Annotated in this window: 19 protein-coding genes; 13 read left to right on the top strand and 6 right to left on the bottom strand. The window is 71.9% G+C overall.

Going from position 1 to position 21,790, the window contains the following annotated elements; genetic code table 11:
* Window positions 1-65: 65 nt before the first annotated feature.
* The gene (locus HUT12_RS15190; RefSeq protein ID WP_131053622.1) at window positions 66-776 is read left to right on the top strand and encodes a Crp/Fnr family transcriptional regulator; all 711 of its coding nucleotides are present in this window, start codon (window positions 66-68) and stop codon (window positions 774-776) included.
* Here HUT12_RS15190 and HUT12_RS15185 read toward each other — a convergent pair.
* Together HUT12_RS15185 and HUT12_RS15180 are read right to left on the bottom strand one after the other, a co-directional pair.
* Window positions 773-1,324, bottom strand: a complete 552-nt coding sequence (locus HUT12_RS15185) for a hypothetical protein (RefSeq protein ID WP_176093798.1) — start codon at window positions 1,322-1,324, stop codon at window positions 773-775. The genes HUT12_RS15190 and HUT12_RS15185 overlap by 4 nt on opposite strands.
* A gap of 91 nt (window positions 1,325-1,415) precedes the next feature.
* The gene (locus tag HUT12_RS15180; RefSeq protein ID WP_131053619.1) at window positions 1,416-2,300 is read right to left on the bottom strand and encodes a hypothetical protein; all 885 of its coding nucleotides are present in this window, start codon (window positions 2,298-2,300) and stop codon (window positions 1,416-1,418) included.
* 172 nt (window positions 2,301-2,472) lie between these two features.
* Here HUT12_RS15180 and HUT12_RS15175 point away from each other — a divergent pair, with 172 nt between their 5' ends.
* From HUT12_RS15175 to HUT12_RS15160, 4 genes are all read left to right on the top strand, one after another.
* Window positions 2,473-4,206 (top strand): dynamin family protein, encoded by a 1,734-nt coding sequence (locus HUT12_RS15175; protein WP_176093797.1) that lies wholly within the window; start codon window positions 2,473-2,475, stop codon window positions 4,204-4,206.
* A 35-nt stretch (window positions 4,207-4,241) separates the two neighbouring features.
* Window positions 4,242-6,143 carry a dynamin family protein gene (locus HUT12_RS15170; protein ID WP_131053616.1) on the top strand — a complete coding sequence of 634 codons (1,902 nt, stop codon included), beginning with the start codon at window positions 4,242-4,244 and terminating at the stop codon, window positions 6,141-6,143.
* A complete protein-coding gene (locus HUT12_RS15165; protein ID WP_176093796.1) occupies window positions 6,143-8,278 on the top strand; it encodes an Hsp70 family protein in 2,136 nt (711 codons plus the stop codon). Before HUT12_RS15170 ends, HUT12_RS15165 begins: the two co-directional genes overlap by 1 nt.
* A 238-nt stretch (window positions 8,279-8,516) precedes the next feature.
* Window positions 8,517-10,142, top strand: coding sequence for a cellulase family glycosylhydrolase (locus HUT12_RS15160; protein ID WP_254876827.1), 1,626 nt, complete (start codon window positions 8,517-8,519; stop codon window positions 10,140-10,142).
* A 99-nt stretch (window positions 10,143-10,241) separates the two neighbouring features.
* Here HUT12_RS15160 and HUT12_RS15155 read toward each other — a convergent pair whose 3' ends face one another.
* Both HUT12_RS15155 and HUT12_RS15150 read right to left on the bottom strand, forming a co-directional pair.
* Window positions 10,242-10,877 (bottom strand): response regulator transcription factor, encoded by a 636-nt coding sequence (locus HUT12_RS15155; protein WP_131053219.1) that lies wholly within the window; start codon window positions 10,875-10,877, stop codon window positions 10,242-10,244.
* On the bottom strand, window positions 10,829-12,136 hold the full coding sequence (locus tag HUT12_RS15150; RefSeq protein WP_176093795.1) for a sensor histidine kinase: 1,308 nt from the start codon (window positions 12,134-12,136) through the stop codon (window positions 10,829-10,831). Before HUT12_RS15150 ends, HUT12_RS15155 begins: the two co-directional genes overlap by 49 nt.
* 109 nt (window positions 12,137-12,245) lie before the next feature.
* Here HUT12_RS15150 and HUT12_RS15145 point away from each other — a divergent pair, with 109 nt between their 5' ends.
* The 3 genes from HUT12_RS15145 (at window position 12,246) to HUT12_RS15135 (ending at window position 15,096) form a co-directional block, all read left to right on the top strand.
* The gene (locus HUT12_RS15145; RefSeq protein ID WP_131053220.1) at window positions 12,246-13,277 is read left to right on the top strand and encodes an acyl-CoA desaturase; all 1,032 of its coding nucleotides are present in this window, start codon (window positions 12,246-12,248) and stop codon (window positions 13,275-13,277) included.
* Window positions 13,278-13,365: 88 nt separating this feature from the next.
* Window positions 13,366-13,818, top strand: coding sequence for a peptide-methionine (R)-S-oxide reductase MsrB (gene msrB / locus HUT12_RS15140; protein ID WP_131053221.1), 453 nt, complete (start codon window positions 13,366-13,368; stop codon window positions 13,816-13,818).
* A 51-nt stretch (window positions 13,819-13,869) separates the two neighbouring features.
* Window positions 13,870-15,096 (top strand): epoxide hydrolase family protein, encoded by a 1,227-nt coding sequence (locus tag HUT12_RS15135; protein WP_131053222.1) that lies wholly within the window; start codon window positions 13,870-13,872, stop codon window positions 15,094-15,096.
* A 115-nt stretch (window positions 15,097-15,211) separates the two neighbouring features.
* On the opposite strand, the gene HUT12_RS15130 is transcribed toward HUT12_RS15135, so the two are convergent.
* Window positions 15,212-16,132 (bottom strand): LysR family transcriptional regulator, encoded by a 921-nt coding sequence (locus HUT12_RS15130; RefSeq protein WP_176093794.1) that lies wholly within the window; start codon window positions 16,130-16,132, stop codon window positions 15,212-15,214.
* A 122-nt stretch (window positions 16,133-16,254) separates the two neighbouring features.
* Between HUT12_RS15130 and HUT12_RS15125 the strand changes: the two genes are divergently transcribed.
* The 5 genes from HUT12_RS15125 to HUT12_RS15105 all read left to right on the top strand — a co-directional run bounded on the left by HUT12_RS15125 (window position 16,255) and on the right by HUT12_RS15105 (window position 20,286).
* A complete protein-coding gene (locus tag HUT12_RS15125; RefSeq protein WP_176093793.1) occupies window positions 16,255-17,556 on the top strand; it encodes an aspartate aminotransferase family protein in 1,302 nt (433 codons plus the stop codon).
* 84 nt (window positions 17,557-17,640) lie between these two features.
* Window positions 17,641-18,177 (top strand): hypothetical protein, encoded by a 537-nt coding sequence (locus HUT12_RS15120; protein ID WP_131053225.1) that lies wholly within the window; start codon window positions 17,641-17,643, stop codon window positions 18,175-18,177.
* A 302-nt stretch (window positions 18,178-18,479) separates the two neighbouring features.
* Window positions 18,480-18,821: a helix-turn-helix transcriptional regulator gene (locus HUT12_RS15115; RefSeq protein WP_176093792.1), complete on the top strand. Its 342-nt coding sequence runs from the start codon at window positions 18,480-18,482 to the stop codon at window positions 18,819-18,821.
* Window positions 18,822-18,824: 3 nt separating this feature from the next.
* Window positions 18,825-19,310: an SRPBCC domain-containing protein gene (locus HUT12_RS15110; protein ID WP_131053227.1), complete on the top strand. Its 486-nt coding sequence runs from the start codon at window positions 18,825-18,827 to the stop codon at window positions 19,308-19,310.
* A 226-nt stretch (window positions 19,311-19,536) separates the two neighbouring features.
* Window positions 19,537-20,286 carry a cobalt-precorrin-6A reductase gene (locus tag HUT12_RS15105; RefSeq protein ID WP_176093791.1) on the top strand — a complete coding sequence of 250 codons (750 nt, stop codon included), beginning with the start codon at window positions 19,537-19,539 and terminating at the stop codon, window positions 20,284-20,286.
* On the opposite strand, the gene HUT12_RS15100 is transcribed toward HUT12_RS15105, so the two are convergent.
* Window positions 20,274-21,788 (bottom strand): precorrin-2 C(20)-methyltransferase, encoded by a 1,515-nt coding sequence (locus tag HUT12_RS15100; RefSeq protein WP_176093790.1) that lies wholly within the window; start codon window positions 21,786-21,788, stop codon window positions 20,274-20,276. The genes HUT12_RS15105 and HUT12_RS15100 overlap by 13 nt on opposite strands.
* Between the last annotated feature and the right edge of the window lie 2 nt (window positions 21,789-21,790).

Here is a 21,790-nt window from a genome sequence, read left to right as displayed (position 1 = left end):
CCGGGTGGCCACCGAGGAACGCTAGCTTCCTCGCATCCGCTTCGCCGGCCCACCCGGGAGCTTCCGTGATCCCCGAACAACGATCCGCCCGCAGCAGCGCGTGGCCGGCCGGCAGCTTCCTCGCCGGGCTGGCCGAGAACGACCGCGCGGTGATGCTGGCGGCCGGCAGTCCCCGGTCGTGGCGGCCCCGCGACCTGATCATCCGCGAGGGCGACACCGGCACCGCGGCCATCCTGCTGCTGCGCGGGCATGTCCGGGTGCTCGGCTCGAAGGCGGACGGCAACCCCACCCTGCTCGCCGTCCGGGTCGCCGGTGACCTCATCGGTGAACTGGCCGTCCTCGACGGTGGTCCACGGTCCGCGTCGGTCGTGGCGGCGGCGCCCGCCTCGGGACGGGTCACCCCCGCCGCGGACTTCCGCCGGCTGCTCGACGAGCATCCCCGCCTCGCCGAGGCGGTACGCCGGGTCGTCACCGCCAAGCTGCGGATGGCCAACCGGCACCGGGTGGACGTCGGGGGCGACCCGGTGCGGGTCCGCATCGCCCGACTGCTCGTGCACATGGGCGAGGTCTACGGCCGCCCGGTCAGCGACGGCATCCTCGTCGACGTGCCGTTGAGCCACTCGGACCTGGCCGAGCTGGTGGCCGCGGCGGAGCCGAGCGTGCAGCGGGCGCTCGCCGGGCTCAAGCGCGACGGCGCGGTGACCGTCGGTTACCGGCGGGTGGTGATCACGGACGCGGGGCGGCTGCGGATCGTGGCGACGACCATCGCGCCCTAACCGGCGAGGGTCACCAGGGTCATCGCCGCCAGCGCCGCCAGCACCATCAGCGCCATCCAGTTCAGCGCCCTGACCACGTGCCGGTTCTTCACCATCGCGATCTCCGCCAGCCGCCGGGCCGATTCCCACGCCTCCACACGCAACCGGCCGGAGGCCACGCCGGCTGCGGGCGCCTCCGGCCCGCCGAGGGCGCCCGTGGCGACCGCCGGGAACGCGAACCGGTTGTCCGGCGCCGGCGGGGTCAGCCGTGGACGCAGTCCCTGCATGAGGTGGTATCCGGAGATCAGGAACCCGACCATCACGGCTGCCAGCAGCGGTACGGCCGTCAGCCCGGCCGCCCCACCGGAGGCGACCAGCGCGACCGCCTCCCGCAGATGGGTGGAGACCACCACCGCGATGCCGGAGTGCACCACGAGCAACATGCTGACCTTGCTGTCCGCCTGCTGTGTGGCGACCTGGAACGAGGCGTTGATGGTGCCGGCGACGGCGATCTCCTCGGCGGGTGTCAGGGGCGGGTCGGGTGGTGGCGTCGGTGGTAGGCCGGTCATGTCGACAGCACACCACCGACACGCCGACCGATCGACATCAGGTGATGGCATCGACACGAAACGTCACCGCCCGTCCGGCCGTGGCCGCCGGTCACGGGTGCGGATGGTCGTCCTGGTGCAGGTCGTCCTGGTGCAGGTCGTCGTGGTGCACCACATCGTGTCGCGGTTCGTCGACGTCGTCCGGGTGGCTCGGATGGTCGGGGTCCAGCCGGTCGGAACCGTCGTGGTCACCGCGACGCGTGTGGTGACCGTCGGCGACCACCGCACGCCCACCGGCGGTCGAGGCCGCCCGGTAGCGGTGGGCCAACTCGGCGGCGACGGTCGCCAGCCCGGAGACCGTGAGCACGGTGGCGACCCCGTCCCAGCGGATCTCCGGACCGTACGGGTCCGGTGCCGGCCCGGCGGGCGGAAGGCAGACCCAGGCGACCACCGGTTCCTCGCGCAGGGTCAGCGCGACGCGCGAGAAGTGCTCCCGGGTCAGTCCGGGATAGTTCTGGCTGACCAGATCCGCGTAGAGGGCGTGCGGCACGATGACCGCGAGATCGCTGTCCGGTCGGGCGTCGGCCAGCTTCCGCTTCAGCACCGGGACGCCGACCAGGTCGTTGACGAGAATCGAGGCCGGACCGGCGAAGCCGTTGGGGCTGCGGGCGGTGGCACCCTCCACGATCGCCATCCGGGCCCGGATCGGCCCGAACTCACCCGGGTCACGGTTGTTCTCGGACAACCCGTGCCGGAAGCCCCGGATCAGCGCCGGGACCACGCGGGCCTCGTTGAGCCCCGGCGGGAACACCAGCATCAGGCCGTCGCCGCTCTCCTGGGGCTCGACCTGGCGGATCCGCGCGTAGCGGCAGGCGCACTGCACGATCCTCAGCAGCCGCACCTGGGCGTCGTAGTGGGTCGCCGCGGTACGCCGGCTGTACTTCTCGATGTCGACCGCCATCAGCAGTCTGCGGACGAAGTTCCCCTGCAGGACCATGTCTCCGTCTCCTCTCGGGCGCCGGGCGGGACCCACCACACCGGACCGGCGCCGCGGCACGGCCATTGTCGGACCGGGTGACCACGCCAGATGCCGTCGTATGACCGGAACAGCCGTCGCCGACGGACCTAGCCTCGACGCGACCGGCATCGTGACCCGGAAGGCCAGGTCCATGTCCACCACTGTCGTGCCCCCGTACCCCCCGCCGCGCTCCGTGCTGACGGAGCTGGCGCGCTGCGCCGCCCTCGCCCGGACCGGCGGACCGGCACTCGACCCGTTGGCCGACCTGTTGCGGCAGGCCGGTGACCGGCTGTCCCAACCGATGCGGGTCGCCGTCGTCGGCCAGATCAAGCGCGGCAAGTCGACGCTCGTCAACGCGCTCCTCGGCACGCCGGTCGCGGCCACCGGCCAACTGGAGTTGACCTTCACCGTCAACGAGCTGCGGTACGCCCCGGTGCCCACCGTCCGGGTCCACTACCGCGACGATCCGACGCCGACCGAGCTACCGCCGGAGCGGCTGCGCGAACTGACCGTGCGCGATCCCGCGCAGCTGGCACACCTGCGGCGCATCCGGAAGGTGGAGTTCGGGCTGCCGCACGACCTGCTGCGCCGGTTCCGGCTAGTCGACACCCCCGGGCTGGGCAGCGTCCACGGCGTCGACTCGGCGAACACCAGCGAGTTCCTCGGGCTCGTGCCGACCGACGGCGGCACCGTGGGCTCCACACTCGACGCCCTGCGCCGCACCGCCCGGGAGGTGCACCACGACAGCGCGGCCGAGCTGGACCGGGCCGACGCCGTGCTCTATCTGTTCAGCCGCGCCCTGCACCAGACCGACAAGGCGACACTGGAGGACTTCCTGGGCGATGTCGGGGGCGCGGTCACGCCGTTGCGGGCGTTCGGCGTGCTCACCCGGTGCGACCAGTTCTGGCCGCCGATGGCCGACCTGCCCGGCAGCCCCGACCCGATGACGTTCGACCCGATGGTCGCGGCGCGGGCCCTGGCAGACGACCATCTTCGCCGGCCCCGGATGCGGCGGATGTTCTACACCATCCTGCCCGTCTCGGGGCTGCTCGGCATCGGCGGGCAGACCCTGACCGACGCGCACCTGAACTGGTTGGCCGAACTCGCGACCGGCGACCCGCGACGGGTCGCCCGCCACGCCTCCGACGCCGGACGCTTCGCCCACGCGCCGCACCTCAACGGCATCACCCTGCCGGTCGCCGAACGTCGGGTGCTCGCCGAACACCTCGGCGTCTGGGGCGTCACCCGTGCCTGCGGGTACGTCCGGGACGGTCTCACCCCTGCCGAGATCCGGGACCGGCTGCGTGCCGACAGTGGGGTCAGCGCCCTGGAGGACCTGATCGTCAGTCATTTCGGCAACCGGTCCACGCTGCTCAAGCTCGACCACGGGTTACGCGACACCGACCGGGAGGTGGCGCGCATCCGGTTGACCGCTCAGCGGGGCGGCCCGCCGGTGCCCACCCCGGTGGGCGAGGTCGCCGCCGCGGTCGAGCGGCTCCGCGCCTGGATGCCGGCCTTCGCCGAGCTGCGGACCCTGTCGGCCTTCTACAACGGCGAGGTGACGCTCACCGCGCCGGAGTCGGCCGAACTGCTGCGCGTCACCGGGGAGCACGGCACCAGCTGCGCTGCCCGGTTGGGCCTGCCCGAGGAGAGCGCGCCTCGGCTCGTCCTCGACCGCGCCCGGGAGCGGGCTCGTGCCTGGGCGGCCCGGGAGCAGGATCCGACGCTCGACCGGCCCACCGCGCGAGCCGTCCGCACCATGCGACGGTGCCACGAACACATCGCCCACCGGGCCCGCCAGGCGCTGCGCCTGCTCTCCGACGTGGACGACCTGGACCAGCCGCCTCGGCTGAACCCGGCGTGGTCCACCGCGGCCAGCACATGATCGTCCACCACCCGGCCCTCTGAGAGGTGATCGCAGTGCACACACTCGACCGACTCCGGCAGGACACCCTCTCCCTCCTCGACCACGTCCAGGTCGTCCTCGCCGACGACCTGTCACAGTCCGCCGCGCGGATGCTCACGGCCGAACGCGAGCGGGTGGCGGCCGGCCGCTACCACGTGGTCGTGTGCGGCGAGTTCCGGCAGGGCAAGTCCAGCCTGCTCAACGCACTTGTGGAACGGGTCGGACTCTTCCCCGTCGACCTGGACGTCACCACGGCGACCGTCACCGCCCTGCACTGGGCCGAGGCGGAACAGGCGGTGGTCTACTTCGCCGAGGACCCGGACGACCCGTCGGCCGCCCCCACGTCGCGACCGGTCCGGCTAGAGGAGATCACGGAGTTCGTGACCGAGCAGGCGAACCCGGACAACACCCGCCGGGTGAGCCTGGTGGAGATCGGGCTGCCGCTGGAGCCGCTGCGCTCCGGCCTGGTGCTCGTCGACACCCCCGGGATCGGCAGCCTCAACCCGGCGCACACGGCCGCGACGCGGGCGTTCCTCCCCCAGGCCGACGCGTTGGTCTTCGTCTCGTCGGCGGTCGAGCCACTGGGCACACCCGAGTTGGAGTTCCTCACCCATGCCCTGACCCAGTGTCCGACCGTCCTGGTCGCGATCACCTGCACCGACAAGGTCGTCGAACCCCAGCCCGTGGTGGCGGCGGCCCGCGCCCGCATCGCCGCGGTGGCCGGCGTACCCGAGGAGGAGCTGCGGGTGGCCGCCGTCTCCGCCTACCGCAAGAACGCCGCGCTGGCCGACGACGACCCCGACTTGCTCGCCGAATCCGGGTTCCCCGCCCTCGAACGCGAGCTGTGGGGCGCCCTCGCGGCCACCTGCGGTGCCCGGCAGGTCGTCCGGGCCGCGGACGCCGTGACCACCCTGCTCGACGACGCCATCGCTCCACTCGCGACCGAGTTGACCGCGCTGGTCGACGACACCCTCGACGAGTTGGGCACGCAGATCGAGAAGGCCCGGGCCGAAGCCGACAGACTCCGCGCCGAGACCCAGGGGTGGCGACGGGGCCTGCGTGGTGACATGGAGATGGCCGCCCGCGACGTACGCGACCAGCTCGGCGTGGACTTCGACCAGATCGCCGAACAGTTCCGCCGCAGCCTCGGCACCGACGAGGCCGTCTCCGACCCGAACGCCCTGGCCCGCCGGATCTCGCACCAGATCGTCGACGCGGGCCAACGCGCCCAACGGGAACTCCGGATGGCCGCCGAACACCTGGCGAGCCGGTACGCGCAACGCCTGTCCGTCGTCGTCGACCTCCCGCAGGGCGCCGACCTCGTCACCGCCCCCAGAGTGGGCGACGTGCATCCGACGCGCAGCAGCCAGCCCACCCGCTTCGCCACGTTCCGCACGGGGTGGAGCGGCAGCATGGCGTACGGCGGGGCGGGCGCCGCCATCGGCGCGGTGGCGGGCAGCGTCATCCCGATCGTGGGCACCCTGCTCGGCGGCATCGTCGGTGGCATGGTCGGCCAGATCACCGGCTGGTTCGCCGGGCGGCAGGAGGCCCAGCTCCAGGCCGAGCACCGCCGCCGGCACGAGCAGGTGGCGGCGCTACGCGACCGCGTCATCCCGATGATCGAATCCTCTCGTCGACGGGCCGAACGGCAGTTCACGTACCAGGTCAACGACTACGTCGACGCGTTGGCCCAGGCGTTGGAGGACCACGTGGCGGCGCAGAGCGAGTCGTACGCCGCCACCGAACGGCGGTTGGCTGCCGCCCGGGCCCGTGACGAGCTCCAGCGGGCGGAACGGATCGCGGAACTCAACGCGCGGGTGGCCGTCTTCGCCGGCCTGCAGGAGCAGTTCGACCGGCTCCGGGACCGGGCCGACGACCTGACCCGCCCGACGGACGAGCCCGAACGGCGACCGTGATGCCGAGCGGCCTCGTCTACGGCGTCGACTTCGGCATGTCCACCTCGGCGCTGGTGATCGGCCGCCCCGGTCGGGAGCCGGTCCTGGCCCGCGACCCGGCCGGGCGGCCCGACGTACCCACCGTGCCGTCGGCGGTGTGCCTGTTGCCCGACGGCACGCTCGCGGTCGGCGCCGTGGCCGAGAACGCCGGGCGGCTCCGCCCGCAGCACTACCGATGCCGCTTCAAACGGGACTTCGCCGATCCGATCCCGTGGGCACTCGGTGAGGACTGCGAGCTCACCACGCACGAACTGACCGCCGAGGTGTTGCGCTTCCTGCGCGAGCAGGCCACCGAGACGGTCGCGGGCACACCGGAGCGGGTCGTCGTGACGGTGCCGGCAAGCTGGGAGGACCACAACCGCCACCTGATGCGCACCGCTGCCGGCCTCGCCGGCTTCGACCCGGCCACGGTACGGCTGGAGCCGGACCCGGTGGCCGCCGCCGCGTACGCCTTCGCCGACACCACGTTGCCGGCGCAGGTCACCGCGCTCGTCTACGACCTGGGCGGCGGCACGTTCGACTGCGCGGTGGCGCAGACCGGCCCGGACGGCGCATTCGAGGTGCTGGGCCGACCGGGTGCCATCCCCGACCTCGGCGGCACCGATATCGACCGGATGCTGCTGGCCCACATCCGCCAGCGGTTCCCGGACCGGTGCGCCCACCTGTTCGCCGACACCACCGACCTCGACCTGCTGCCCCGCCGGCTTCAGTTGCGCGACACCTGCGAGCAGATCAAGATCCGGCTCTCCACGGTCACCACCCACTCGGCGGATCTCACCGACCTGGACCCGCCGACGACGTTCACGTTCACCCGCGACGAGCTGGACGAGCTGGTCCGGCCGGCGTTGCGGGAGACCATCACCGAGTGCGAACGGCTTCTCGACGACCTGGGCCTGCGATGGTCCGACATCGACCGGATCGTCCCGGTGGGCGGACCGACCCGGATGCCCTCGGTCGGGCGGACCCTGTCCGGGCACACCGGACGGCCGGTCCTGCGTACCGCCGAACCGGAACTGGCCGTCGCGTACGGTGCGGCGCTGCTGGCCGCCCGACCCACGCCCGACACCCGACGGTCGGCGCGCCGCGCCTTCTCCGCCAGGCCCGGCCCCGGCCAGGCCACGACGCCCGCCGCCGCGCCGACGACCGCCACACCCGACGGTGGACGCAGGCCCGACGGCGGTGGGACGCCGTCCGGCGTCGACCAGCACGGCCGGACCGACCCACGGACGATCGCGGTGGGACGCCGGGTCTATGCGGTGGCGGTCGACGGCGCGGGGGCCACCCTGGCGACCGGCTCGCCCGGCGAGGTGCAGCTCTGGGATCTGCGCCACGACCGGCTGCGCTGGCGTCGTCGCCTCGGCCCCGGTGACGATGCGGCCAGCGGCGTCTGCTGCACCCCCGACGGTGCCCGGATCGCGGCGGCGGGGCGGGACGGCACCGCCCGCGTCTGGGACGCCGTCACCGGTGACCAACTGCTGCGGGTACGCCACGACGACTGGGTCGACGCGGTGACCTTCAGCCCCGACGGCACACTGCTCGCCACCGCCAGCCACGACCAGACCGCCGTGCTCTGGGACAGCCGGTCGGGACGCCGGTTGGCCACGTTCGCCGGCTCGCACCGCCTGCACGGAGTCGCCTTCCATCCCGACGGCTCGCTGCTGGCCACGGCTGCCGGACGCCGGGGCGCCGAGGTGTGGAGCGTCGCAGAACGCAGACCGCTGCGGCTGCTGCCACACGACGACTGGGTCAACGCGGTGACCTTCAGCCCCGACGGCACACTGCTCGCCACCGCCGGTTACGACGGCACCGCCGTGGTCTGGGACACCGCATCCGGTGACCGCGTCGTCTCCGTCCGTCACGACGGCGGGGTCCTGGCGGTGGCGTTCGGATCGCGGGGTCGCCTGCTTGGCACCGCCGGGGACGACCGCACCGGACGGGTGTGGACGGTGCCGGAGGGCCGGGAGGTGAGCCGGATCCACCACGCCGGAGTGGTGCACGGTGTGGCCTTCGCCGGCCCGCGCACCCTCGTCACGGGTGGACACGACCTGGTCGTCCGGATCAGCACCTGGTCCGACGCTGGGCAGGAGGGCCGGTAGCGTCCGGCCCGGCCTCGGGGGCGAAGATGCGTACGGTTCTCCGGGTGTACGCGCCGCCCGTCACGGAAGACGCGGTGTCGAACGGGTTCGGACGCGTCCGGCGGCCACACGTGCAGGTGCGAACGGGCGCCACGGTCTACATGGATCGTCGTCGACGGGTTGACCCGACTGTAAGACATCTTTACAGTCCTGTTTCGACGCGTGTCGGCAGCTACCCCACGACGACAGAGGGAGTGGAATGTCCAGACTGCGTACTGCGGTGTCCGGAGTCCTCGCCGCCACACTCGCCATGGCCGGCGTCCTGGTCGCCGCCCCCGGCGCACAGGCCGCGACCGCCGACTTCGCCAAGGTCCAGGAGTGGGGTGGCGGCTACGAGGCCCGCTTCACCGTCCGCAACGACACCGCCACCACCATCGCCAGTTGGCGGGTCGACTTCGACCTGCCGGCCGGATCCACGCTCGGCAGCTACTGGGACGCCCTGCTGACCAGCAGCGGCAACCGGCACAGCTTCACCAACCGCACCTGGAACGGCACCCTGGCCGCCGGGGCGTCGACCACCTTCGGCTTCATCGTCTCCGGCAGCGGCACGCCGACCAACTGCACCGTCAACGGCGGCTCGTGCCGCGGCGGCAACGCCGACACCCAGGCGCCCAGCGTGCCCGGCAACCTCCGGGTCACCGGCACCAGCACGTCGAGCGTGGCGCTGGCCTGGAACGCCGCGACCGACAACGTCGGGGTCGCCGGCTACGACGTCTACCGTGGCAGCATGCTCGCCACCAGCGTCGTCGGCACCACCACCGCCACCGTCGGCGGCCTGAGCCCCGCCACCGCGTACACCTTCTCGGTCCGGGCCCGCGACGCCGCCGGCAACGTCTCGGCGGCGAGCACGACGGTCACCGCGACCACGGCACCCGGCACGGTGACCGGCACCCCCGCCTCGATCAACGGTCAGCTGCGGGTCTGCGGCGTGCAGCTCTGCAACAAGTACGGCCGACCGATCCAGTTGCGCGGCATGAGCACCCACGGCATCCAGTGGTACTCGCAGTGCGTCAACAACGCCTCGCTGGACGCGCTCGCCTACGACTGGAACGCCGACGTGCTGCGCATCTCCATGTACATCCAGGAGGGCGGCTACGAGACCGACCCGCGCGGCTTCACCGACCGGGTGCACGACTACATCGAACGGGCCACCGCACGCGGCATGTACGCCATCGTCGACTGGCACATGCTCACCCCGGGCGACCCGAACCACAACCTGGCCCGGGCGCGCACCTTCTTCACCGAGATCGCCCAGCGCCACAAGGACAAGACCAACATCCTGTACGAGGTGGCCAACGAGCCCAACGGGGTGAGCTGGGCGTCGATCAAGAGCTACGCCGAGCAGATCATCCCGGTCATCCGGGCGCAGGACCCCGACGGCGTGGTGCTGGTCGGCACCCGCGCCTGGTCGTCGCTGGGCCTCTCCGAGGGCTCCTCGGAGACCGAGATCGTCAACAGCCCGGTCAACGCCTCGAACATCATGTACACCTTCCACTTCTACGCCGCCTCGCACGGCACGACGTACCTGAACGCGCTGTCCCGGACCGCCGACCGGCTGCCGGTCTTCGTCACCGAGTTCGGCACCCAGACCGCCTCCGGCGACGGGGCGAACGACTTCACCCGTGCCCAGCAGTACCTGGACCTGATGGCCACCAAGAAGATCAGTTGGGTGAACTGGAACTTCTCCGACGACTTCCGCAGCGGTGCCGTCTTCCTCACCGGCACCTGCGGCGGCAGCTCGTACACCGGGACCGGCGTCCTCAAGCCCGCCGGGGTCTGGGTACGCGACCGGATCCGTACCCCGGACACCTTCCCGACCAGCTGACCACCGACGTGCGGCGGGGCGGCCCGGAGGTCCGCCCCGCCCTCGCGGACGGTGACCGTCGGTGGAGAGCGGACGCCTGAGACGGAACGTCGACCCCCGTCAGGGGTTGAGGTACGCCAGTACGGCGAGGACCCGCCGGTTGTGGTCGTCCGAGGGCGGCATGTCGAGCTTGGTGAAGATGTTGTTGATGTGCTTGCTGACGGCCTTCTCGGTGATGTGCAGCTTGCCGGCGATCGCGGCGTTGGAGCGGCCCTCGGCCATCTCGCCGAGCACCTCCCGCTCCCGGACGGTGAGGACCGCGAGAGGCTCCCGGCGGGCCAGCAGTCGAGAGATCACCTCAGGGTCCATCGCGGTCCCGCCCTGGGCGACCCGGCGGACCGCGTCGACGAACTCGCCGACGTGGGACACCCGATCCTTGAGCAGGTAGCCCACGCCGCCGTGCGGTGTGCTGAGCAACTCCCGGGCGTACAACGGCTCGACATGTTGGGACAGCACGAGGATCGGCAGACCGGGGATCCGGGTACGGGCGGCGATCGCGGCGTGCAGGCCCTCGTCGGTGAACGTCGGCGGTAGCCGCACGTCCACGACCGCCACCTGGGGCCGGAGGCTGACCAGCGCCGGCAGCAGGGCGGGGCCGTTGTCGACGGCCGCGACGACGTCGAAGTCGAAGGCCCGCAGGATCCGGGTCAACCCGTCCCGGAGGAGTGCGTGGTCCTCGGCGATGACAACGCGCACGGCAGCTCCATGGTGACGACGGTGGGCCCTCCGGCCGGGCTTGACACGGTGATCGTGCCATCGAAGGCGGCCAGACGGCGTTCGATACCCCGGAGGCCGGAACCGGCGCCCGGGTCGGCACCACCGGTCCCGTCGTCGGCGACCACCATGGTCAGCGTGCCGTCGGAGTGCCGCAGGGACACCGCCCCGGTCCGCGCCCGACTGTGCCGGACCAGGTTGGTCAACGTCTCGGCCACGGCGAAGTAGGCGGCCGACTCGACCGGGGTGTCGAGTCGGCCGGGCAGGTCGACATCGACCGTGATCGGCACGGGCAGGCCCAGCGCCAACGCCCGCACCGCGCCGTCGAGCCCGCGCTCGGCCAGCACCGGCGGATGGATGCCCCGGACGAGATGGCGCAACTCGACCAGGGCGGTGCCGCTGGACTCCCGCGCTTCCGCGAGCATCTCACGAGCCGCGTTCGGGTCACGGTCGATCAGCTCGTCGGCCAGGCCGATCATCATGCCCAGGGAGACGAGGCGAGCCTGGATGCCGTCGTGCAGGTCACGCTCGATGCGACGCAGCTCGGCGGCCTGGGCGTCGACGGTGTCGGCCCGGGTGACGGTCAGTTCGGTGACGCGCAGTCGCAGCTCCGCGGCCTTGGTCGGGGCGAGCAGCAACCGGGCGAAGTACCCGTCGACGCGGCGCAGCCACGGGGCCGACCAGAGCCCACCGGCGAGGATGGCGACGCCCTGCGGCACACAGACCAGCCCTTCCACGACATTGTCGACCGACCAGACGAGGCCGTAGCCGTACCAGTCGGTGCCGAGCCAGATCCAGACCGGCACCAACGTCAGGCCCATGACGCCGTAGAGCGGCACGGCCAGCGAGATCAGACCGAGGGCGGTGGACACCACCGCGCCGGGCAGGAGCCAGGCGAGATCGCGCCAGGTGGCCGGGTCGGTGACGATCCAGCGGAACCGCCGCCACCCGCCGGGGACGCCGCGTGCCGGGGGCGGACGGTAGGGCCGGGACACCGGGACACCGGCGCGGGTGGCCCGCCGGCGTTCGAGATCCGCGCGGTGGCGGACCAGCGTCATCGTCCACGGCAGCAACGCCATGCCGAGGAACGGCACCGGGACCAGGGCCAGTGCCACCAGCGAGACGCCGAGCAGCACGAGGTTGGTCACGGCCAGACCGACGGCGGCCAGACCGGCGAGTACGGCGCGCAGGCCCCGCCACGCCCACGCGTACGCCCGCTCGTCGCCGTCGACCCGGTCCATCGTCACATTGTGCCTGCGTGTCAGCCGCTTCTCGGTGGTGCTAGCACCCCGTCGTAGGGTGGGGGCAGAACTCCTGACGGGGGCGTCCCCTGTGCGGTCTGCTGGGACCATGACGACCGCCACGACGCCGCCGCGCCCGACGAGCGGCAGCGATTTCGCCGTCCTGTCCCGCCGGATCACCGATGCCGGGTTGATGCGACGCCGGCCCCTCTACTACGCCCTGAGGTTGGGTGTCGTCGGGCTCATGTTCGTCGGTGGCTGGACGGCCTTCGTCGCCCTCGGTTCGTCGTGGTGGCAGATGATCACCGCGGTCTTCCTCGCCGTCACGTTCGCCCAGGTCGCGCTCGTGGCACACGATTTGGCACACCGCCAGGTGTTCCGGACCAGGCGTCCGAGTGCGGTCGCCGGGCTGGTCGCCGGCAACCTCGGCGTCGGGATGAGCTACGGCTGGTGGATGGAGAAGCACACCCGCCACCACAACAACCCCAATCACGACGATCTCGACCCGGACGTGGCCCCGGAGGTGCTCGTCTGGACCGCGGAGTCGGCCGTCGGCCGTCGCGGGCTGCGCGGATTCGTCGTCCGGCACCAGGGCGTCCTGTTCTTCCCGCTGCTCACCCTGCTCGCCGTCAGCCTGAAGGTGTCCAGCGTCAAGGCGTTGCGGGACGGCACGGTGAAGCGACCCGGTGTGGAGACCGCCCTGCTTCTCCTGCACGCCGGTGGCTACCTCACGGCCCTGCTGCTCGTGCTGACCCCGCCGCAGGCCGTCGCCTTCCTGCTGCTGCACCAGGCGCTCTTCGGCGTCTATCTCGGGATGACCTTCGCGCCCAACCACAAGGGGATGCCGCATCCGACCGGCACCGAGGACTATCTGCGCAAGCAGGTGCTGACCTCGCGCAACGTTTACGGCAGCCGGTTGGTGGACGCGGCACTCGGCGGCCTGAACTACCAGATCGAACACCACCTCTTCCCCGCCATGCCGACGCCCAACCTGCGCCGGGCCCAGCCGATCGTGCAGGCGTACTGCGCCGAGATCGGGGTTCACTACGAGCAGACCGGCCTGGTCGACTCGTACCGGCAGGCGCTGCGACACCTGCACGAGGTGGGTGCCCCCGCCCGGGCCGCGTACGCCTCCCGGTGACTGTGTGGCGTAGGCGGAGGCAGGCCGGGTAGGCAGCGGGTTCGGAGATTCCCCGACCACCGGGCACTGCCCGCCGGGAGGAGAAGTCGTGTCTCAGGACTACCGCAAGAACCCCGAAAAGGTCTCGAACCTGACGCCCGAGCAGTACCGGGTCACACAGGAGGCCGCGACCGAGACGCCCTTCGCCAACGAGTACTGGGACAAGAAGGATCCCGGTCTCTATGTCGACGTGGTGTCCGGTGAACCCCTGTTCGCCTCCGTCGACAAGTACGACAGCGGCACCGGCTGGCCGACGTTCAGCAGGCCGGTCGAGTCCACGAACCTCGTCGAGATCCCGGACAGCAGCCTCGGCGTCACCCGCACCGAGGTCCGGTCCGCGCACGGCGACAGCCACCTCGGCCACGTCTTCGACGACGGTCCGATCGAGACCGGCGGGCTGCGCTACTGCATGAACTCCGCCGCGATGCGCTTCGTGCCCCGCGACGACCTGGAGCGCGAGGGCTACGGGGCGTACCTCGACCGATTCGCCGCACGGCGCTGACCCCGTCCGACGACTCCCGTACACCCGCGAGAGAGGGAGAAGGAGGCAGAGATGGCCGTCAAGACCGAAGCCCGACCGCGTACCACGCAGATCCGGCCGTTCACGGTCGAGATCCCGCAGGCGGAGCTGGACGACCTGCGCCGCCGGATCGCCGCCACCCGGTGGCCGGAGCAGGAGACCGTCGCCGACCAGTCGCAGGGCGTGCCGCTCGCCACGATCCAGGCGGTCGCGCGCTACTGGGAGCAGGAGTACGACTGGCGTGGCGTCGAGGCGCGGCTGAACAGCGTTCCGCAGTTCATGACCGAGATCGACGGACTGGACATCCACTTCATCCACGTCCGCTCGAAGCACGAGGACGCGCTGCCGCTGATCATCACGCACGGCTGGCCCGGCTCGGTGATCGAACAGCTCAAGGTCATCGGCCCGCTGACCGATCCCACCGCCCACGGCGGCAGCGCCTCGGACGCCTTCCACGTGGTGATCCCGTCCATGCCCGGGCACGGCTTCTCCGGTAAGCCGACCATGCCGGGCTGGGGTCCGGAGCACATCGCGAGCGCGTGGACCGAGCTGATGCGGCGCCTCGGGTACGACCGCTTCGTCGCCCAGGGCGGCGACTGGGGCGCGATCATCTCGGACCTGATGGGGGTCCAGGCACCGCCGGAGCTGGCCGGGATCCACACCAACATGCCGGGAGCCGTACCAGCGGATCTCGACAAGCTGTTCCAGTCCGACATGAGCGGGGCGAACGATGCCCTCGGCTCGCTGCCGTCGAACCTCTCCGACGAGGAACGGCGCGCCTGCGAGCAACTGAACTTCGTGTGGAAGCACGTCGCGTACGCCCTCATGATGGGCACCCGGCCGCAGACCCTGACCGCGCTGGCGGACTCGCCGGTCGGCCTGGCCGCGTTCCTGCTCGACCACGACGCGCGCAGTCTGGACCTCATCTCGCGGGTCTTCGCGGGCGGGCCCGGCGGCCTCAGCCGGGACGACGTGCTGGACAACATCACGTTGTACTGGTTGACGAACACCGGCGTCTCGTCGTCCCGGCTCTACGCGGAGAACGCACTCTCGTTCTTCGCCACCAAGGGCGTACGCGTGCCGGTGGCGGTGAGCGTCTTCCCGGACGAGCTGTACGAGGCACCGCGTAGCTGGGTGGAGCAGGCGTACCCGAACCTCGTCTACTACCACCGGCTCGACCGGGGCGGGCACTTCGCCGCCTGGGAACGGCCGATGGCCTTCGCCGAGGAACTGCGCGCCGGCTTCCGGCCGCTGCGCTAGACGGCAGTCGCACCACCGTCGTGCCCGGTGTCCTCGGACACCGGGCACGCGCGTACTCCCGTTCGCCGGATCACCGGTCATGCGCAGACCCCGCCTCGGATCGTCGGTCGTCGCGTCAGCGGTCAGGCATGGCGGTGCAGGGATCGGCCTCGGCGTCCGCGCGCAGCCGCGCCACCGCGCGGGCGAGGAGTTCCTGCCGACGGTGGTCCCGGCGGACGTGCACGACGATGCGACGCCGGACGACGGGACGGACCACCGGCCTCGCCACCGCGCCCCCGGGCAGCTCCACGACGGCCAGACGCGGCAGCAGTGTGACGCCGACACCGGCCGCCACCAGGCGCAATGCTGTCCGGTGGTCGTCCAGACGGGCGGCGAATCGGGGGGTGAACCCGGCGGTCCGGCAGGCGCTGGAGATGATCTGCCCGATCGGGCTGTCGTAGATGTCGTGGTCCACCCACGGCTCGGCACCGAGGTCCCGCAACGCGATCTCGGGGGCGTCCACGAGCGGGTGCCCGGCGGGCAGGACGGCGACGAGTTCCTCGACGGCGAGGTCGTGCCGCTGGTAGCCGTCGACCCGTACCTCGACGCCGCCGGCCGGCTCGGTGCGGATGTCCAGGTCCGGCTGACGGCGCCCCCGCCCGTCGACCGGCTCGTTGAGGCTGATCTCGACGGTGAGGTTCGGTCGGTGCTGCCGAACGGTCCGCACCAGCTCCGGGATCCACCGTTCGGCCGCCGAGGCGAAACAGGCGATCGCCAGGTGCTCGCCCTGGCCGCCACGAAGGTCCGCGACGACCCGTTCCAGCCGCTCGAAGTCGGCGACCAGTGTCTGCGCCTGGTCGGCGAGATGTCGGGCGGCGTCGGTGGCGACGATGCCCCGTCCCTGCCTCACGAAGAGGACCAGGCCGGTCTCCCTGGCCAGCTCGGTCATGTGCTGACTGATCGTGGCCGGGGCGTAGTTCAGGTTCCGGGCGGCCCGGTTGATCGATCCGGCCGCCAGGACCGCCCGCAGCACCACCAGGCGTCGAGGGTTCAGCATGCGTCGACCGTACGGCGACGACGAACGATCAGCGATCTTTGTCTGCTTGTCGCCCCGCCGGGGCCGTCGCAGGATGACCGGCAGGGACCGGCTCCGCCGCCCGACGGACGAGAGGACCGCTGATGGACACGACCTTCTGGGACCAGGCGGACCGCCTGCTGATCCGGTACGGGGCCAGCTTCACTCCCCGGATCATCGAACGCGCCCGGGGGGCGTACGTCTTCGACCGCGAGGGCAGGTCGATCCTCGACTTCACCTCGGGGCAGATGAGCGCCATCCTCGGCCACGGGCACCCGGACATCGTCTCCACCGTCTCGTCCGCGGTCGCCTCACTGGACCACCTCTACAGCGGCATGCTCAGCCCGCCGCTGCTCGCGCTGGCCGAACGGCTCGCCGCCACACTGCCCGACCCGCTCGGCAAAACGCTGCTGCTCACCACCGGCGCCGAAGCGAACGAGGCGGCGATCAAGATGGCCAAGCTCTACACCGGCCGGTACGAGATCGTCTCCTTCGACCGGTCCTGGCACGGCATGACGCAGGGGGCGGCCTCGGCGACGTTCTCCGCCGGGCGGCGCGGCTACGGTCCGCCGATCCCGGGTAACCTCGCCCTGCCCACACCGAACGCCTACCGGTCGCCGTTCCGTAGCGCAGACGGCGCACACGACTGGGAGGCCGAACTCGCGTACGGCTTCGCCCTGGTCGACCAGCAGTCCGCCGGAAGCCTCGCCGCCTGCCTGGTCGAACCGATCCTCTCCTCGGGCGGCATCATCGACCTGCCGCCCGGATACCTGGCCCGCCTCCGGCAGATGTGCGACGAGCGCGGGATGCTCCTCATCCTCGACGAGGCGCAGACCGGCCTCGGCCGCACCGGCACGATGTACGCCTTCGAGCGCGACGGGGTCGCCCCCGACATCCTGACCCTGTCGAAGACCCTCGGGGCGGGACTGCCGGTGGCCGCCGTGGTGACCAGCGCCGAGATCGAGCAGGTCTGCCACGACCGGGGGTTCCTCTTCTACACCACCCACGTCTCCGACCCGCTGGCGGCGGCGGTCGCGCTGACCGTGCTCGACGTCATCGCCCGAGAGGACCTGGTGCGGCGTGCCGCGCGACTCGGCGAGCAGCTCACCGATCGGCTCCAGGCGCTGCGGGACGAACACGAGGTGGTGGGCGACGTCCGGGGCCGGGGCCTGCTCCAGGGCATCGAGCTGGTGACCGACAAGGTGAGCCGCACACCGGCCGACGCGTTGGGTGCCCGGGTCACCTCGGCCTGCCTCGACCGGGGACTGCACATGAACATCGTCCAACTGCCGGGCATGGGCGGGATCTTCCGGATCGCACCACCGCTCACCATCAGCGACGAAGACCTGCACGCCGGCCTGGACATCCTCGACGCCGCACTCACCGCCGTCCTACGCGAAGGGTGACACCGCTCGGTGGCCGACGCGCCGCATGTGGTGACCGAGAGACCGAGCATGGCGGCGGAAGTCCTCCACACTAGGCTTGCCGCCATGTCAGAGCCAACGCCCGAGCCGCGCAGGGTCGGCCAGCTGGTATGGGCCCCCGACGAGGTGACCGCCGGCATCGGAAGCCAGGTGCAACCACAGGTCAGCCGAGGTCGCAGGGCGTTGCAGACCGGGCTGGCCGCCTTCCTCCTGACGTGGGTACCAACCCTTGCCATTCTCCTGGTGGCCAACTTCGCCGTACCGTCGCTGACCGACGACGCCGGTGCCGGACGAGTCGCCCTCTGGGCGTTGCTGATCGCCGTGTTGTTCGCGGTCACGGCGGCGGTGAGCACGCTGTGGTCGAGGCCCGACCGGGACGGAGAGGAGCCCTCGGGCCTGGTCGTCGCGCTGCGCGTCGTGCGTGGTGCGCTGCTGACCGGTGTGGGTGCGGGCGCGGTGCTGGTGTGGCAGGGGCTGTCGGTGGAGCAGGCTGCCACGTTGGCGGTGATTCTGGCGCTACTCCTGCGCGTCCTGCCGGTGGTGGCGGCGCGGACGTTCGCGCGACGCCGGAGCGGCCCGGCGGAAAGCCCCACCGCCCCGTAGCCGTACCCACTCAGGCCAGCTTGCCAGGAGGTGGGGAGATTTGTTGTCGCTCTAGCGACAACAAATCTCCCCACCTCCCCAGGCACCGCCCCACCCGCATGCAAGGAAGGGTCCCCGGTTAACACCTGGTGTTAACCGGGGACCCTTCCTTGCATCCGTATCGACGGCCGTGCGTCCGGCGACTCAGCCGCGCACCGCGCTCGTGTCCGCACCGCGAGGCGCCACACCCCGCGCCGCGACACGCGGGGATGAATCCTGCGAAGGTCTGGCGACGTACAACTGATTGGTTGTATGTTGGGGTGGTGACGGAGACGAGTGACGACCGGGCTGACGCCCTGTTCCACGCGCTCGCCGACCGCACCCGGCGCGACATCCTGCGCCGCGTGCTCGCCGGGGAGCACTCCGTCTCCGCGCTCGCCGCCAACTACGACATGAGCTTCGCCGCCGTGCAGAAACACGTCGCCGTGCTGGAGAGGGCCGGCCTGCTGACCAAGCGACGCAGCGGCCGCGAGCAACTGGCCAGCGGCGACGTGCAGGCGGTGCGGTCGGTGGCGTCCATGCTCACCGAGCTCGAACAGGTCTGGCGCGGCCGCATCGCCCGCATCGACATGCTCATCGCATCCGAGACCGACCAGGAGGACTGAACAGTGCCCGTCACCGACGTCAAGCAGGACCTCGACAACCTGAGCCTGACCATCACCGCCGACTTCGCCGCACCGGTGGAGCGGATCTGGCAGGTGTACGCCGACCCACGCCAACTGGAGAAGGTCTGGGGACCGCCGACCTATCCGGCCACCGTGGTCGACCACGATCTCACGCCCGGGGGCCGGGTCACCTACTACATGACCAGCCCGGAGGGCGAGCGGTACGCCGGGTACTGGCTGGTCACGGCCGTGGACGAGGCTCGCAGCTTCGCCTTCGACGACGGCTTCGCCCACGACGACCTCTCCCCCAACCCGGAGATGCCGGTCTCCAAGTGCGTCTACACCTTCAGCGCGCACGACGGCGGGACCCGGGTGACGTACGTGAGCACCTACCCGTCCGCCGAGGCCCTCCAGCAGGTGCTGGACATGGGCATGGTGGAGGGCGCCACCGGAGCGATCAACCAGATCGACGGGTTCGTCGCCGCCTGACCGCTGCGCAAGCCGGCGCCGGCACCCACGCGGAGGGCCCGTACCGGCGCCCACCGCCGAGCCGGCGCCGGCCCCGCAACAAGGTGCCCGCACGGGGAGAGCCGGCGCCGGCGCCGATGTTAGGAGGGGACCCCTTCTATACCGTAGGCGTTAGCAGGGGGCCCTTCCTTACACGAAGGCGCGTGGTTGACTGGTCGATCGGGGAACGAGCAGCAGGGGGTGGCGGGTGCGGGTACTCATCCTCGGGGGCACCGCCGAGGCACGTGATCTCGCCGCCCGACTCGTCGACCGGCCGGGGCTGTCGGTGATCTCCTCGCTGGCCGGGCGGGTCGCCGATCCCCGCCTGCCGGTCGGTGAGGTACGCATCGGGGGGTTCGGTGGTGCCGACGGCCTGGCCCGGTGGCTCGACACGCACCCCGTCGACGTACTGGTCGACGCCACCCACCCGTACGCGGCCCGGATCCGGACCGCCGCCGTCACCGCCGCTGCCCAGGTCGGCGTACCTCATCTGCGGCTGGAACGACCGGGCTGGACGGCGCGGCCGGGTGACCGCTGGCACCGTGTGCCGGACGTGGCCGCCGCCGTCCGGGAACTTCCGGCGCTCGGGCGGCGGGTCCTGCTCACCACCGGACGGCAGAGCCTCGCGGCGTTCGGCCCGTCGACCGGGCTGTGGATCCTGGCCCGGGTCGTGGACGCGCCGGACGAGCCGCTGCCGCAGCACATCCGACTGCTGCGCAGCCGGGGTCCCTACACGCTCGCCGGTGAACTGGAGCTGATCCGTACCCATCGCCTCGACGTGGTGGTGACCAAGGACAGCGGCGGCCGGCTCACCGAGGCGAAACTCGACGCGGCCCGACAGCTCGGCCTACCGGTGCTGATGATCGACCGGCCGGTGCCCGCCGTCCATCCGACGACGGTGTCCCGGGTGGACGAGGCGGTGGACTGGGTGTCGGCGCTGCCGGTTCAGCCGGGATAGGTGCGCGGCGTCCAGACCGCCACCGAGTCGTCGCCCCGCGTGCTGACCTGGGTGGTCGACGAGCCGATGATGAGCAGGCACCGCATGTCCACGGTGTCCGGGTCGAGATCACCGAGCGTGATCACGGTGACGGACTCGGTGGCCCGGCCCACGTCTCGGGCCAGCACCACGGGCGTCTTGGGGTCACGGTGGCGCAGCAGCGTCTCCCGGGCCGCGCCCACCTGCCAGCGACGGCTGGCCGAGGCCGGGTTGTAGAGCGCCAGGACCAGGTCGGCCGCGGCGGCGGCGGCCAGGCGGGCCTCGATGACCGGCCACGGTTTGAGCCGGTCCGACAGGGACAGCACCGCGAAGTCGTGCCCGAGCGGGGCACCCACCCGGCTCGCCGCCGCCTGCGCCGCCGTCAGGCCCGGCAGCACCCGTACCGGCACCCCGGCGAATCTCGCCTGGCCGGTCGCCACCTCGTAGACCGCGCTGGCCATGGCGAACACGCCGGGGTCGCCGGAGGACACCACCACCACCCGGGCCCCGCCGAGTGCCAACTCCAGGGCGTGGGCGGCCCGTTCGGTCTCCACCTGGTTGCCCGAGGTGTGCCGCTGCTGGCCGGGACGCACCGGCACCCGGTCCACGTACGGGCCGTAGCCCACCAGGTGCTCGGCCTCGCGCAGCGCCCGCGCCACCTCGGGGGTGAGCCAGCGGGGTCCGGCCGGGCCGAGCCCGACCACGACCACCTCCCCCGCCGACGCCGGTCCGGGTGCCGGCAGGTCGTCGCGGCTGGCGGCGCTGGTCGGGCTGGGCAGCAACGCCAGCGAGAAGTACGGCACTTCGTCGGTGGACACGTCGGCCAGCGGGGCGTGTCGTCCGCGTGGTGAGGTGGCCCGCTCCACGTACCAGGTCTCGGGCAGTCGGCCCGCGTCGTCCAGGGCGGCGCGGACGTTGTCGAAGGTCCGGCCCAGCTTGAGTACGGCGGCGGCGTCGGTGTCGGCGAGCCGCCGCGCGAGTTCCTCGGCGGGCAGCGTGCCGGGCAGGACGGTCAGCACCTCGTCGCGTTCGACGAGCGGCCGACCCAGCACGGCGGAGGCGGCGCTGATCGAGGTCACCCCCGGCACCACCTCGGCCGGGAACCGGTGCGCGAGCCGCTCGTGCAGGTACATGTAGGAGCCGTAGAACATCGGGTCGCCCGCGCAGAGCACCACCACGTCGCGTCCGGCGGCCAGGTGGACGGCCAGCCGTTCGGCGCTGTCGTCGTAGAACCGGCGGATCACGCCCTCGTAGCCGGCCGGGTCGTCGGTGCCCTCGGTGGTGACCGGGTAGACCAGGGCCTCGTGTACGTGGTCCTCCCGCAGCAGACCGGCCACGATGGAGCGGGCGATGCTGCGGCCGTGCCGGGCCGAGTAGTACGCGACCACGTCGGTCTCGGCGATCAGCCGGGCCGCCTTGACCGTCAACAGTTCCGGGTCGCCGGGTCCGACCCCGACGCCGTAGAGCGTGCCGGGCTCCACCATGG

The organism is Verrucosispora sp. NA02020 (assembly GCF_013364215.1).
Taxonomy (GTDB): domain Bacteria; phylum Actinomycetota; class Actinomycetes; order Mycobacteriales; family Micromonosporaceae; genus Micromonospora.
The sequence above is the reverse complement of the archived record's forward strand: the minus strand, read 5'-3'. Positions and strand labels throughout refer to the sequence as shown.

Excerpts from the sequence above, each read along its gene's own strand:
- HUT12_RS15150 (WP_176093795.1), bottom strand. The coding sequence starts at position 12,136 with ATGGACCGGGTCGACGGCGACGAGCGGGCGTACGCGTGGGCGTGGCGG.
- HUT12_RS15120 (WP_131053225.1), top strand. The coding sequence starts at position 17,641 with ATGTCAGAGCCAACGCCCGAGCCGCGCAGGGTCGGCCAGCTGGTATGG.
- HUT12_RS15125 (WP_176093793.1), top strand. The coding sequence starts at position 16,255 with ATGGACACGACCTTCTGGGACCAGGCGGACCGCCTGCTGATCCGGTAC.
- HUT12_RS15180 (WP_131053619.1), bottom strand. The coding sequence starts at position 2,300 with ATGGTCCTGCAGGGGAACTTCGTCCGCAGACTGCTGATGGCGGTCGAC.
- HUT12_RS15185 (WP_176093798.1), bottom strand. The coding sequence starts at position 1,324 with ATGACCGGCCTACCACCGACGCCACCACCCGACCCGCCCCTGACACCC.
- HUT12_RS15165 (WP_176093796.1), top strand. The coding sequence starts at position 6,143 with ATGCCGAGCGGCCTCGTCTACGGCGTCGACTTCGGCATGTCCACCTCG.
- HUT12_RS15135 (WP_131053222.1), top strand. The coding sequence starts at position 13,870 with ATGGCCGTCAAGACCGAAGCCCGACCGCGTACCACGCAGATCCGGCCG.
- HUT12_RS15100 (WP_176093790.1), bottom strand. The coding sequence starts at position 21,788 with ATGGTGGAGCCCGGCACGCTCTACGGCGTCGGGGTCGGACCCGGCGAC.
- HUT12_RS15130 (WP_176093794.1), bottom strand. The coding sequence starts at position 16,132 with ATGCTGAACCCTCGACGCCTGGTGGTGCTGCGGGCGGTCCTGGCGGCC.
- HUT12_RS15160 (WP_254876827.1), top strand. The coding sequence starts at position 8,517 with ATGTCCAGACTGCGTACTGCGGTGTCCGGAGTCCTCGCCGCCACACTC.
- HUT12_RS15175 (WP_176093797.1), top strand. The coding sequence starts at position 2,473 with ATGTCCACCACTGTCGTGCCCCCGTACCCCCCGCCGCGCTCCGTGCTG.
- HUT12_RS15145 (WP_131053220.1), top strand. The coding sequence starts at position 12,246 with ATGACGACCGCCACGACGCCGCCGCGCCCGACGAGCGGCAGCGATTTC.